The 13,450-nt window shown below is 61.0% G+C and carries 12 protein-coding genes; 7 read left to right on the top strand and 5 right to left on the bottom strand.

Annotated elements, in window-relative coordinates; genetic code table 11:
- Positions 1-103 precede the first annotated feature (103 nt).
- Entirely contained in the window at positions 104-1,939 is a 1,836-nt protein-coding gene (locus tag HMPREF3158_RS08675) for an AMP-dependent synthetase/ligase (RefSeq protein WP_070498114.1), read from the bottom strand.
- 97 nt (positions 1,940-2,036) lie between these two features.
- Here HMPREF3158_RS08675 and malQ point away from each other — a divergent pair, with 97 nt between their 5' ends.
- Positions 2,037-4,130 carry a 4-alpha-glucanotransferase gene (malQ, locus tag HMPREF3158_RS08670; RefSeq protein WP_061925793.1) on the top strand — a complete coding sequence of 698 codons (2,094 nt, stop codon included), beginning with the start codon at positions 2,037-2,039 and terminating at the stop codon, positions 4,128-4,130.
- Here malQ and HMPREF3158_RS12980 read toward each other — a convergent pair.
- Together HMPREF3158_RS12980 and HMPREF3158_RS12800 are read right to left on the bottom strand one after the other, a co-directional pair.
- The gene (locus HMPREF3158_RS12980) at positions 4,127-4,288 is read right to left on the bottom strand and encodes a hypothetical protein (protein WP_168161759.1); all 162 of its coding nucleotides are present in this window, start codon (positions 4,286-4,288) and stop codon (positions 4,127-4,129) included. The two genes, malQ and HMPREF3158_RS12980, sit on opposite strands and share 4 nt — an antisense overlap.
- Positions 4,289-4,299: 11 nt before the next feature.
- Complete coding sequence (locus tag HMPREF3158_RS12800) at positions 4,300-4,497, bottom strand: hypothetical protein (protein ID WP_070498110.1); 198 nt, start codon at positions 4,495-4,497, stop codon at positions 4,300-4,302.
- A gap of 33 nt (positions 4,498-4,530) precedes the next feature.
- Here HMPREF3158_RS12800 and HMPREF3158_RS08660 point away from each other — a divergent pair, with 33 nt between their 5' ends.
- Positions 4,531-5,820, top strand: a complete 1,290-nt coding sequence (locus tag HMPREF3158_RS08660) for a carboxylesterase family protein (protein ID WP_070498107.1) — start codon at positions 4,531-4,533, stop codon at positions 5,818-5,820.
- Here HMPREF3158_RS08660 and idi read toward each other — a convergent pair.
- The gene (gene idi / locus HMPREF3158_RS08655; protein ID WP_070498106.1) at positions 5,815-6,357 is read right to left on the bottom strand and encodes an isopentenyl-diphosphate Delta-isomerase; all 543 of its coding nucleotides are present in this window, start codon (positions 6,355-6,357) and stop codon (positions 5,815-5,817) included. The two genes, HMPREF3158_RS08660 and idi, sit on opposite strands and share 6 nt — an antisense overlap.
- Entirely contained in the window at positions 6,354-6,896 is a 543-nt protein-coding gene (locus tag HMPREF3158_RS08650) for a hypothetical protein (RefSeq protein WP_070433031.1), read from the bottom strand. Before HMPREF3158_RS08650 ends, idi begins: the two co-directional genes overlap by 4 nt.
- A gap of 148 nt (positions 6,897-7,044) precedes the next feature.
- Here HMPREF3158_RS08650 and HMPREF3158_RS08645 point away from each other — a divergent pair, with 148 nt between their 5' ends.
- From HMPREF3158_RS08645 to HMPREF3158_RS08625, 5 genes are all read left to right on the top strand, one after another.
- Entirely contained in the window at positions 7,045-8,916 is a 1,872-nt protein-coding gene (locus HMPREF3158_RS08645) for an ABC transporter ATP-binding protein (protein ID WP_070498103.1), read from the top strand.
- Between the two features lie 42 nt (positions 8,917-8,958).
- Positions 8,959-10,074, top strand: coding sequence for a MalY/PatB family protein (locus tag HMPREF3158_RS08640; RefSeq protein ID WP_070498100.1), 1,116 nt, complete (start codon positions 8,959-8,961; stop codon positions 10,072-10,074).
- Between the two features lie 88 nt (positions 10,075-10,162).
- On the top strand, positions 10,163-11,512 hold the full coding sequence (gene brnQ / locus HMPREF3158_RS08635) for a branched-chain amino acid transport system II carrier protein (RefSeq protein ID WP_070498097.1): 1,350 nt from the start codon (positions 10,163-10,165) through the stop codon (positions 11,510-11,512).
- 57 nt (positions 11,513-11,569) lie between these two features.
- Positions 11,570-12,562, top strand: a complete 993-nt coding sequence (locus HMPREF3158_RS08630) for an LLM class flavin-dependent oxidoreductase (protein ID WP_070498094.1) — start codon at positions 11,570-11,572, stop codon at positions 12,560-12,562.
- 130 nt (positions 12,563-12,692) lie between these two features.
- Complete coding sequence (locus HMPREF3158_RS08625) at positions 12,693-13,445, top strand: GntR family transcriptional regulator (RefSeq protein WP_070498091.1); 753 nt, start codon at positions 12,693-12,695, stop codon at positions 13,443-13,445.
- Positions 13,446-13,450 lie beyond the last annotated feature (5 nt).

The following is a 13,450-nucleotide window of genomic DNA, read 5'->3' as shown; positions in this document are numbered from 1 at the left end:
GACTTTATTCCAGATCCTGTGAACGATCTGCGCGACACTCCGAACAAACTCACAGACTTGAAAATTGCGGGGAGCCGGCGAAGCACCCGCCGGCCCTAAACGCCTACTGCTTCTTCGAGTAGATGTGGTCAATCGCGTTAGCGTAGCGCTGTGCCACGACATAGCGCTTGACCTTCATCGTTGGGGTCAGCTCGTTGTCTTCCTCAGTCAGGTCAGATTCCAGAATGTAGAACTTCTTAATAGCCTCCGCATGGGAGACAGTGGTGTTGACCTGGTTGATAGCGTCCTGGATTTCCGCACGCAGCGTGGCGTCGGTAGACACCTCGCGCATGGAGCGGTTGGCCGGGATATTGTGGTCAGCCTTCCATCGCTTGAGCTGGTCCTCATCCAGGGTCAGCAGCACACCGATGAATGGCTTGCCGTCGCCCACGACCATCGCCTGGGAAATAAGCGGGTGTGCACGCAGCATGTCCTCCATCGGCCCTGGGGAGACGTTCTTGCCGCCTGCGGTAACGATGAGGTCCTTCTTGCGGCCGGTGATGACAACGTGGCCGGAATCCATGATTTCGCCCAAGTCGCCGGTGTTGTACCAGCCATCTTCCAGCGCATCCGCGGTGGCCTCCGGGTTGTTCCAGTAGCCCTTGAAGACGATGTCGCCCTTGATCAAGATTTCGCCGTCTTCGTTGACACGGATGGTGGTGCCCTCCAGTGGCGGGCCAACGGTGCCGATCTTCAGATCCTCAAAGTTCACGGCTGCAGCTGCCGCAACCTCGGTAAGCCCGTAGCCTTCGTAGACGGTCACGCCGATGCCGCGGAACCAGTGCAGAAGGTCATGGCTCATCGCGGAGCCACCGGTGATGCAGTAGCGCACCTCGCCGCCCATGGCATTGCGGATGGTCGAGTAGACCAAACGGTCAAAGAGCTGGCGCTTTGCACGCAGAAAACGATCCGGACCCTCCGGGGTATCCAGCGCGCGGGAATACTCGATGGCCACCTTCTCGGCCTCGCGGAAGATACCCGCCTTAATTGGGCCGCCCTCCTTGGCCTTGGAAGCCGCACCGTTGCGCACCTTTTCGAATACGCGCGGCACGCCCAGAATCAGGTTCGGGCGGGATCGCTGGAACTCGATGGTGATGGTGCTGAAGTCAGACCAATGATTCTGCGAAGCACCGCTCATGGCAACGGCCAGGGATACTGCACGCGCCAGCACATGGGCCAGCGGCAGGAAGGTCAACACGTGGTTGCCCGGCACGGCGATGCCGCCAATCGGATTGGTCAGCAGGCCCAAAGTCTCCGCCAGCCAGTTACGGTGGGTCAGGATGCAGCCCTTCGGGCGGCCGGTGGTACCGGAGGTATAGACCAAAGACGCGAGGTCATCGGTCTTGGTGGCAGCGATGCGGGCGTCAACGACGTCGTCGGAAAGCTCGCGGCCCTCAAACATCAAGGTATCGATGGCCGAGGAGTTGATCTCCAGGATGCGGCGCAGCTGCGAAGGCGAATTCTTCAGCGCCGGCTTGCCATCCTCCTGCAGCTTCAGGTGCGCAACCAGCTCGGAGTGCTCGCGCGATTCAGTAATTGCCAGCACCGCGCCGGAGTCCTCCACGATCCACTGCACCTGGGACAGCGAGGAGGATGGGTAGATGGGCACCGAAGCTGCACCGGCAGCCCAGATTGCGAAATCCAGAAGCGACCACTCGTAGCGGGTGTTTGATAGCAAGACCACGCGATCGCCCTGCTCCACGCCAGCGGCGATAAGGCCCTTTGCAACTGCGTAGACCTCTTCGACGAACTGCTTGGCAGTGACGTTAACCCACTCATAGCTGGCCGGGCGGGTAAACATCACGCCGTGTGGGCGCGCCTTCGCCGTGGCCATCATGCGGGTTAGACAGGTTTCACCGTCTTCGATTTCAAACTTCGCAGGAGTGTGCGCTTCTTGCATAGTCACTGGATATCCTTTCGCACATCTATATAACTCCAGCCCACTCTATCAACCGATACCCCGACGTGTGACCTAAAGCCGTGGCAGAATGTGGCATGTGACTACGCGTGAACTGCTCGAAGAACTCGCCCAGCGCCATGGCGTTGCCGCTAAGTACTCCTCCCAATCCGGCTACCCCATTTATGTAACGGATGAAACAATCGCCTATACCCTGCGCGCATTGGGCGTGGCGGTGGAAGACCGCGCGAGCGAGGAGCGCCTGACGCACCTGCTCTACGAGGATTACTTAGAGCGGGCATCGCGCCCGTTGCCGCCGTGCGTGGTGGCCAAAGAGGGCGTCGAGAAGCAATTCCTCGTGCACGTGCATGCGGGCCAGCCGGTGGATATCCAGGTAGAGCTCGAAGATGGGCAGCTCCGCCAGGTCTATCAGGACGAAAACAACGCCCCGCCTGCCGACGTCGCCGGTACCCACTGGGGCGAGGCCACCTTCCACATTCCGGGTGATCTGCCGCTGGGCTTTCACGAAATCCAAATGTCCTCGCCGGGCATAGGCGCGCATTCGTGCCCGCTGATCATCACCCCGGCACGTCTTAACACCGCTGACCCGTACCTAGAGCGCCCTGCCGCAGGCGTGATGGCGCAGCTGTATTCGGTGCGCTCGGAAAATTCCTGGGGCATCGGCGACTTCCAGGATTTGGGGCGCCTGGCACAGACCGTGGCGCCTTTCGCCGATTTTCTGCTGATTAATCCCCTGCATGCCGCCGAGCCGGTGCCGCCTGTAGAGGATTCGCCGTATCTTCCCACCACGCGGCGTTTTATCAATCCGCTCTACCTCAACATCGAGTCCATTCCGGAGCTGCAGCAGCTTTCCCCGGAGCTGCTTGACGACGTCCACGAGCTCGCTGCCGAGTTCCGCGAGCGCAACCGCAGTGCCGCTGAAATTGAGCGCGATTGCATCTACGAAGCCAAGCTCCAGGTATTAAGAGAGCTCTATAACCAGGAATTTTCTGCTGAGCGCCAAAATAAGTTCTTGGAATTCCAGCAGGCAGAAGGAAAAGGCCTACAGGACTTCGCGCGCTGGTGTGCCGAGCAAGAGCTTTCGCTGCGCACGGGCCAGCGTCACGCGGTGGAGGAAGAGGCCGGCGAACTCGCGCGTTTTTATGCCTGGCTGCAGTTCTTGTGCGACGAGCAGTTGGCTGCCGCGCAGCGTCGCGCCAAGGAGGCGGGCATGCGCATCGGGTTGGTCACCGACCTAGCCGTGGGCGTGCACCCGGGTGGCGCGGACGCGGTGAACCTCGCCGAGTACCTCGCGCCGCAGAGTTCCGTGGGTGCCCCGCCTGATGATTACAACCAGCAGGGCCAGGACTGGTCCCAGCCGCCGTGGCACCCGGTGCGCCTGGCGGAGTCGGGCTATAGGCCGTGGCGAGAGATGTTGCAGACCATCCTGCGTCACTCGGGCGGCGTGCGGGTGGACCACATCTTGGGGTTGTTCCGCCTGTTTTGGATTCCGCGCATGACGTCGCCGCAGAACGGCACCTATGTCTATTACGACCACGAGGCCATGCTCGGCATTCTCGCACTGGAGGCCCAGCGGGCAGGAGCGGTGCTCGTGGGCGAGGACTTGGGCACTCTCGAGCCGTGGATTCAGCATGTGCTGGCAGAGACCGGGGTGCTGGGAACTTCCATCGTGTGGTTCGAGCGCGCCGAGGATAACGAGTCGCCCTTGCCGCAGCACGCATATCGCCGCTTGGCGCTTGCCTCCGTGGGCACGCATGATCTTCCGCCGACCCTGGCTTATCTGCGCGGCGAGCATATCGCGCTGCGTGCACGGCTGGGCGTGCTCACCCGCTCCGTGGCCGAGGAAGTAGCAGATGACCGCAAGTGGCAGGCACGGCTTCTGAATGAGGTGGAGCGCACCGGGCTGCTGCCGCGGCGCGAGCCAGAGGAAGAGGTTGTCTTGGCTTTGCACCGCTACATCGCCGGCACGCCTTCGGCGCTAACAAGTACGAGCCTGGTGGACATGGTGGGCGACGTTCGCGCGCAGAACCAGCCCGGCACCACGAAGGATCTCTACCCCAACTGGTGCGTGCCGTTGTGTGATTCAACGGGCACGCCCGTGCTCATTGAGGACTTGGAAAGCAACGAGTTCTTCCAGAAAATGGCACGCGCTAGCGCCCGCCGCGGCGATTAAATAAACAGGCCGATGATTGCCACCACAACGACGAGCGCGATCATCGTCCACAGCGTCAGGCTGACGCGTGACTTTGGCAGGGCGCGCTTGCGGGGTGCGGGAGTTTGATTGCGTTCGGGATCCCAGAGGCCTTCGCGCGGATCTTCGGACGTTGACATGGTTTCCAAGCTTAGCGGGTGGCGGAAGTGGAAGTCTTCTTCGGCCCCTTCAGGTGGCGGGCCGTGAAGTCGATGGCGAACATCAATGCCCAGGCTGCAAGCGCAAGCAGCGGCACCGCCACCACGATGAGCACCGGCATTTGCAGCCATACCGGCGCCTGCACCATCGCCTGCGATAGAGCACCGGTCAAATTTGTCCACCATTCCATAAAGCGGGATTTTAGCCGAGTACTCTAGCCCGTATGACTAACACGCCAGTTCACGTCACTTGCCCGGCAGGCACGATCACCGGATACACCACTGATACGGTCAATTACTTCCACTCCGTGGACTATTCGGAGATCCCCAGCGACTTCGCCGATGCGCGGCCGCTTCAGACACCGCGCAACCAGGACGCACGTGTTCCGCGTCCGGAGGCGGTTGCGCTGACTATCACCGCGCCTGCCGAGACCACGGATGCCCCAGTGTTGGTCTACATCCACGGCGGGCGCTACGAGCATGGCACCCACGAGGATCCACGCGCCGAAGGCACCGCCAACGCGCAGGCCGGAATCGTGCAGGTGCAGGTGGGCTACCGAGTGGGGCTGCCAGGCTTTGCGAACTTCCGCGACGACGAGGCCTTCCGCTTCCGCGGCATCGATGATTGCCAGCTGGCGCTCGAATGGATTCAGCGCAACATCGAGTCCTTCGGCGGCGACCCCACTAACGTCACGCTCATCGGCCAATCAGCCGGCGCCACCACCGCGTTGTGGCTGATGCGCCGCGACCACTACCGTGGCGCTTTCCGCCGCGTTGTCGCGCTTTCCCCGGCCTTCCCGTTGCAGCCCTTCGAGGAACGCAAGGCCACGCTGCGCCAGGCCATGGGCACCGCGATTACCCGCGGCTCGCTAGAGAGCCTGCCACAAGAAAAGCTCGAAGCGGGCTACCGCAAGTTTGCAAAGAAGTACAAGTACGGCATGGCATTGGGCCCCGCGCCTTTCGACGCCCGCGAGCTCGCCGACATCCCGCTGGTGCTCGGCTCTACCCGCGATGAGTTCTACGACGTAGTCTCCGCACAGAAGGCCGACGCCAGCCCGTTCCGCAGGCTTATCGCGCGCTATCTCGCGCCCAAGTTCGGCTTCCCACGCAACTCGGTAGATACCTGGATGCAGGTGGCCAACTATTTGGACGAAACCCGCCCGCTGGGCCGCATGATTGGCGATGGCAATATTCGCCGCTGGGTGGCACAAGCAGGCGCCGACGCCCCTGGCCCTACCTGGATGATCGAATTCACCCGCGCCGATGGCCCGGCACTCCACTGCGCCGAGCTGCGCTATCTCTTCGGCGTGCACAACAACGACTCCACGAAAAGGCTCAACCGCTGGCTGCAAAAATTTACCTGCACCGGCGAGACCGGTTTTCCGGAGTATCGCCCCGACCACGCCATCTGGGAATACGAGATGGATAGCGGCAAGCAGCGAGTTGCTTACGCCAGCCTCGATTACGTGGCCGCCGCTTTCAGCGAGGACACCCGCCCCGGCGGGCTGCTATAGCGCAGAAATGGCCTTGCGCAGCGGGGCCTCTGCAATTTCCTCAACCATCCAGGGGCTGAAAGCAAACGGAGTGGCAACCGCGGCATCGATAAGCGCGGCGGGTGCTGCCCACGCGATGGAATCCACCTCATCAGGATTCGGGTGCAGCTGCACATCCTCCGGGAGCTCCACGACGAAGACCGGGCAGATCTCATGCTCGACGATGCCGGAGGAATCAACGGCCCGATAAGAAAAATCCGGTAGAACCTCGCGCACCTGGTCCGCCTCCGCGTGGATGCCCAGCTCGAAGTGCGCCCGTCGCAACACCGCCGAGACGTTGTCCTCCCCCGGCGCTGGATGGCCACAAAAAGAATTGGTCCATACGCCAGGCCAGGTCTGCTTTGCCAGCGCGCGGCGGGTCACGAGCACCTTGCTGCCTGCTATAACCCACGCGGAAAACGCGAAGTGCAGCGGGGTATCCGTGGTGTGAACGGCCGCTTTATCAGCAGTTCCGGCAGGTAGTCCGTCGGGGCCGGCGAGGACTACGAGTTCTGTCATAGGTTGAGGTCTCCCACGTAGGTGACGTTGCCGATGCTAAAGCGGGCATTCCAGAGGTTGCCCGGGGTGACGTTGAAACGGTACTGCAGGTTCGTCGAAGCACCCGCGCCCAGAGGCAGGTCCAGGCCCGGCGCGGCTACGTCGGCGTTGGCCTCTGGGTCATAAGGCAAAAGCTCAATCTTGGACCAACCGCCATTGCCGTCAGCGCGCTCTAGGACGGGCTCTTCGATGGCATCAGGCGGCAATGCGGTGTCATTCAGGTTGTGCACGCGGACGGTCACCACGGATCCCTGCACGGAGTCGCTGTATACGCCCTGCAGATCCCACTCGACGTTCAGACCATCGTCTTTGACCTTGGCGCCCAAGTCGGAGGAGATCTCCTTGTTGTCTACATCTTTGGGCTCATAAGGCGGCTCTTCCGAGCTAGAAACCACGATGTCTTCGCCCAATCCGGTTTCCTCTGGCTGCAGGATGGCACAACCGGAGGCAAGGGTACCGATTGCTGCCACAGCAGCAATCAACTTCAGAGACCTATTCACCGCGAATTCCTTTTTGCTTTTGGGACGGATCAAAACTTTTCTTTAATACCTTAACCTAGTCAGTGTTTATTGCCGTACAGGTGGCATACTGTTCCTTCTCGAATCTTTCTCACCCCTACCTCAGAATTGAGAGGCGCTAGCTAGCTTTATGAACTCCATCTTGCGCATTACTCGCAGTGCTTCTGCGCTGTGGCCTTTTTATTTGGGAGTGCTTGCCACCGCCACGGTGACCGCGGTGCTCTCGCTCATCTCGCCCTTCTTGGTCCGCGAGGCGACCGACGCCATCGTTGAGTCCTTGCAGGGCGACACCCCGGCCGAAAGCGCCCTGCGCACCGTCATGTGGCTGGTCATCGCATTGTTTGCTGCCGACGCCCTGGGCAACCTGATTAAAAACGTCGGCGGCTATATCGGCGACGTCATGGTGGCGCGCCTGCGTCAGATCCTGTCCACTCGCTACTTTGCCAAGCTGCTTTCCGTGCCGCAGGCCTACTACGACAATCAGGTCACCGGCACCATCATCGCCCGGCTGGATCGCTCAATCTCCAATATCACGCAGTTCGTGCAGTCCTTCTCCAACAACTTTTTCACCATGCTGATTCAGGCCATCGCGGTGTTGGTCATCATGGGCATTTACTACTGGCCGCTGGCCATCTTGCTCGCGCTGCTGTTTCCCCTGTACATGTGGCTTACCGCCATGACCTCGACGCGCTGGCAAAAATACGAGGGGAAAAAGAACGCCGATGTGGACCAGGCCAATGGCCGCTTTGCTGAGGTCATCGGCCAGGTTAAGGTGACCAAGTCCTTCGTGGCGGAGGTGCGCGAGCTAGATAGCTTTGGCAAGCTCTACCGCCGCATCGTCGATACCACCAAGCCGCAGTCGCGCTGGTGGCACTCCATGGATACCCTGCGCGGCGTGGCCATGTCCCTCATCTTCTTGGGCATCTACGCCATCGTGTTCTGGCGCACCCTCCATGGCCATTTCAGCATCGGCGATATGGTCATGATCTTGCAGCTGGTCAACCTGGCCAAGCAGCCGGTGTTCATGATGAGCTGGATTGTGGACGCGGCCCAGCGCGCCATCGCCGGTTCCAAGGACTATTTCAAGGTCATGGAGGAAAACTTCGAGCCGACGGCGAACAAGGGCCTCATCGAGGCCACCACGGCTTCCGACGCCCCGGTGCTTGACCTCAATCCGGTTCAGCCTTTGGAGCCGACGCCTGGCAAGCCGGTCTTTGCCTTCCAGGATGTGTCCTTTTCCTATGAAGAAGACAAGCCCGTGGTCGAAAACATCACCTTTGCTGCCGAGGAAGGCCACAAGGTAGCTTTGGTCGGCGAATCTGGCGGCGGCAAGTCCACGCTGGTCAATCTGCTGCTCGGCCTCTACCACCCCACCGCGGGCCACCTTAGCGTGCTGGGCCACGACGTCGACGAGCTCAAGGCCGCGCGCCTGCGCGCCTCTGTCGGCGTGGTCTTCCAGGAGTCCTATCTGTTCTCGGGCACCATCCGCGAAAACATCGCCTACGGCAAGCCCGGTGCGAGCGAGCAGGAGATAATCGACGTCGCCAAGCGCGCCAATGCCCACGACTTCATCGAGGCTTTCCCGCAGGGCTACGACACCATCATTGGCGAGCGCGGCCTAAAGCTTTCGGGCGGACAGAAACAGCGCGTTGCCGTGGCGCGTGCGATGCTCAAGGACGCGCCGATCTTGGTCCTGGACGAGGCCACCTCCGCGCTGGATACCAAGGCCGAACGCGCCGTGCAGGCAGGCCTGGATGAGCTGATGAAGAATCGCACCACGCTGATCATCGCCCACCGCCTGTCCACCATCGCCGACGTGGATACCATCATCACCCTGGATAAAGGCCGCATTGATGAGATCGGTTCGCCGGCGCAGTTGTCCCAGTCCGGCGGCATCTATGCCGAGCTGCTGCGCCTTACCCAGTCCAGCTCGCGTGCAGACCGTGAGCGTTTGAAGCGCTACGGATTCGTCGAAAACACCGCCGCTGAGACGGAAGAATAATAATCCTGTTGCCTGCTTTTGCCCCGCGCTAATGTGGGGCTTATGCAGTTTCCATCACTAGAAAAGTTACAAGCCCGCGGCACCCGGAAGTGGACGGTGTACGGCGATGACGTACTGCCGCTGTGGATTGCAGAGTCCGATTTTGAAACTTCTCCTGCGGTCAAGGATGCAATCCAGCGCGCCGTGGATGCCGAGGCCTTTGGCTACACCCCCTCGCCGAAGTCGGCCGGGCTTAATGACGCCGTGGCTGACTTTTATGGGACGCGCTACGGCTGGCGCCCCAACCCGCGGCAGATTTTCTGGATCGGCGATGTAGTCCGGGGCCTTTTCTTGGCTCTGAACTACTTCACGCGGCCCGATTCCCCAGTGGTGGTTCCGGTTCCTTCCTACCCGCCGCTTTTGGAATTGCCAGAAGCCGCCGGCCGCGAAAAGATTGAGACCACCCTCGATCTTGCAGACATCGAGCGCGCCTTCCAGCAGGGTGCTGGCTCCATCTTGCTGGCCAATCCTTTCAACCCACTGGGCACCGTCTTTGAGGAAGACTATCTCACTAAGTTGGTGGCGCTGGCGGAGAAATATGACGCGCGCATCCTCGCTGACGAGATCCACGCTCCTCTGGTCTACGAGGGCAAGCACATTCCGGTCGCTTCCTTGGGCGAGGCCGGCGCAAGGCGCACCATCACCGTGACCGCTACGTCCAAGGCGTGGAATATTGCGGGGCTAAAGTGCGCGCAGATCATTTTCTCTAACGCCGGCGACGTTGCCACCTGGAATAGCTTGAGCGGCGTGGCCAAGGACGGCACCGGAACTTTAGGCGTGCTAGCCGCCGAGGCCGCCTACCGCGACTATGAGTTCCTAGACCAGGAGATTGAGTATCTGCGGCAGACCCGCGATTGGCTCGTCGAGGAGCTGCCAAAGCGCATACCGGGGCTGAAAACCACCGTTCCGCAGGCAACTTACCTGCTGTGGCTCGATTTCCGGGACACCGCGATTGGTGATAACCCCCAGCCCGCGAAGTGGCTGCGCGAGAACGCCAAGGTGGCCCTCAACGAGGGCGAGACCTTTGGCACCGGCGGCAGCCACCATGCCCGTTTGAATTTCGCGACATCTCGCGAGATCTTGGAAGAAGCACTCGACCGTTTGGAGAAGGTTTTCTAATAGCAATTAGAAATTTGCCAGACTTCCCTCCACCGTATAACGTGTTATGAGACAGTTATCCCAAATAGTGGGAAACCAGAGGGAAGATATGACAACACAAACACAAACACCTGCGACTCCGACCGGCAAAAAGGGCGGCTCCGTCACCACCATCGTGGTGGCCTCGCTGATGCTCTTTTCGATGTTCTTCGGCGCCGGCAACCTTATCTTCCCACCCATGGTCGGCGTAGCCTCCGGCACCAACTTCTGGCCGGCCATCCTGGGCTTTTTGGCGGCCGGCGTGCTGCTGCCGGTCCTGGCGGTCGTCGCTGTGTCCATCTCCGGTCAGTCCGTGCGCGATATCGGAAACCACGGCGGCAAATTCTTCGGCATCGTATTCTCCGCCATGGCCTACCTGGCCATCGGTGCTTTCTACGCCCTGCCACGCACCGGCGCAGTTTCCATGGAAACCGCCATCACCCCGCTGTTCGGCTGGGAAGGCTTCGGCGCCAACGTCACCTACAACATCATCTTCTTCCTCGTGGCGCTCGTCTTGTCGTGGAAGCCGAATAGCATCATCGACACCCTGGGCAAGTTCCTGACCCCTGCGCTGGTCATCTTGCTCTTCGTCCTGATCACCCTGGCCTCCTTCGGCGCCGAACGCGTCCCGGCCACCCCTTCGGAGGACTACACTTCTTCCGCCATGGTCACCGGCCTCTTCGAAGGCTATAACACCATGGACGCCATCGCTGGCTTGGCCTTTTCCATCGTCATCGTCACCTCCCTGAAGTCCAAGGGCTTCAAGGAGGGCAAGCCGGTGGTTTCCGGCACCATCACCGCCGCCGTTATCGCCGGCGGCCTGCTGGCAGCCATCTACCTCGGCCTGGGCTGGATCGGCCAGACCATCCCGAACGGCCAGAGCTATGAATCCGGCGCCACCCTGCTTGCCGACGCCGCGAATTCCACCATGGGCGACATCGGCCAGGCAGTCTTCTCCGCCATCGTCATCCTGGCGTGCATGACCACCGCGGTCGGCCTTATCGTCGCCACCTCTGAGTTCTTCGTGCAGCTGGTTCCAAAGACCACCTACCATTTCTGGGCCGTGCTCTTTACCCTGCTGTCCATCGCCTTTGCTTTCCAGGGCTTGGAGACCGTCCTGGCCATCGCAGTTCCATTCATCACCTTCCTGTACCCGCCGGCCATCACCCTGATTGCGCTGACGCTGCTGCAGCCAATGGTCAAGAATGCCGTGCGCTTCCGCTGGGCGTTCCTGCTCGCGCTGTGGACCTCGGTCATCTGGTCTGCACTGTCCGTCCTGGCGGGCCAGGGCTGGCTCGCAGGCATCCAGCAACTGTTGGACATCTCACCGGGCCAGGCCGTGGGCCTGGGCTGGTTCGCGCCGACGGCGATTGCAGCCCTCATCGGCATGGGCATCGACTTCGCACAGCGAAATAAATAGTCCGGGCGTAGCGTTGGAAATAAGAGCACTTTCCAACCTGCGACTTAAGGACTATTAGTGACCAACCGCGCAAAGCTTTCCCTTCTTGACTTCTGCACCATCTACGAAGGCGAGACCGCCGCAGAATCGATGGCCCGCTCCGTCGAGCTTGCACAAGTTGCAGAGAAGGCCGGCTACTCCCGCATCTGGTACACCGAGCACCACAACATGCCGACGATCACTTCCTCGTCGCCCGCAGTGCTCATCTCCCACATCGGCGCCAAGACCAACACCATCCGTCTTGGCGCTGGCGGCGTGATGCTGCCCAACCACGCCCCCTACGTAGTGGCCGAGCAATTCGGCACCTTGGCCGAGCTCTACCCCAACCGCATCGATCTCGGCCTGGGCCGCGCGCCCGGCACAGACATGCACACCCTGGGTCGCGCACTGCGCCGCGACGCCCACGCAGCAGAGCGCTTCCCCGAGGACGTTAAGGAGCTGCAGGGCTACTTCTCCGGCAAGTCCTTGGTCCCCGGCGTGCAGGCCATCCCCGGCGTAAACACCCACGTGCCGCTGTACATCTTGGGCTCTTCCATGTTCGGCGCGTCGCTGGCCGCCAAGTACGGCCTGCCCTATGCCTTCGCCTCCCACTTCGCGCCCACGCACCTGCGCCAGGCCACGGCCTATTACCGCAATAACTTCCAGCCCTCCGAGGCGCTCAGCGAGCCCTATGTCATCGCAGGCGTCAATGTCACCGCCGCCGATACCAAAGAGGATGCCGACGCCGAGTATGAAAAGGTGTGCTTCAACCGCGTCAAGGCCTTCGCTGGCCGCGGCAAGTATCTAACGGATCAGCAAGTCGAGCAGATCAAGAACTCCCACCAGGGAGCCCAGATTCTCGGCATGATGAAATACAGCGCCGTGGGCACCACCGACCACGTACGCGACTACCTCACAGACTTCCAGGAGCTAGCCCAAGCTGACGAGCTGATGATCTCGCTGCAATCCACCGGTCATGACAACCTCCTGCAGAACATGAACCTGCTCGCGGATGCATGGGAACTCGGCTAGAAATACCCCCGCCAAACACCTCCCAAAAACTTGTGCATATTCTAGTCTCGAGCGATTAAGACGCTCGATTGAACTTGATTAGTATTTCCACTATTTGGCTTCCACTATTTTCGCTACATAAGGAGGAGGCATGCCAGCACGCGGGGTGCAGCAGCACAAGAAGATCGCGGACTATCTACGCGGCCTCATTAAGGACGAGAGCATCAAGGCGGGTGACTTTCTTCCCAGCGAGGCGGAACTGTGCGAGAAGTTCAACTCCTCCCGCGGCCCAGTGCGCCAGGCCATTGCGAGCCTGCGCGCCGAAGGCTTAGTAAGCTCCGGCCGCGGACGTCGCTCCGTGGTGTTAGGCAGCTACACCGCGGAGAACTTCGACGCGATCTGCTCCATCACCAACTGGCTGAGCGGCCGCGGATACAACGTTGGGCAAAAGACCCTGTGGACCGCCCGCCGCCCTGCCCCCAAGGAGGCGGCAAGCTACCTGCGCATCAGCGAGGACGAACAGGTGGTGTTTGTACACCGCATCCGCAGCATCGACGGCGCGCCGGTTGCCATCGAGCGCATGTATTTCCCGCTGCACGTGGGCAAGCACATTTTGGACTTCGATGCCGATTCCGGCTCCATCCACAATCATCTGATGGCCCAAGGCGTCAAATTCGATAACGCGCACCGCGAGCTGACTCTTACCTGCGCCTCCGAAGAGGACGCAGCAGCCCTTAGCTGCGAGCCTGGCACTCCGCTGTGGCGCATCCACATCGAGCTTTCCGATCACGCTGGCCGCCCCGTGGAGTACACCACCAATCTCCTGCGCGCGGATCGCATGAAGGTCGGCATTACCAACGTCCGCGGCACTACTTCCCCACTTGAGGTCATCCTTACTGACTAACCCTC

It is taken from the genome of Corynebacterium sp. HMSC06G04, assembly GCF_001807365.1.
GTDB lineage: Bacteria > Actinomycetota > Actinomycetes > Mycobacteriales > Mycobacteriaceae > Corynebacterium > Corynebacterium simulans.
This window is presented reverse-complemented; position numbering and strand designations above follow the sequence as displayed.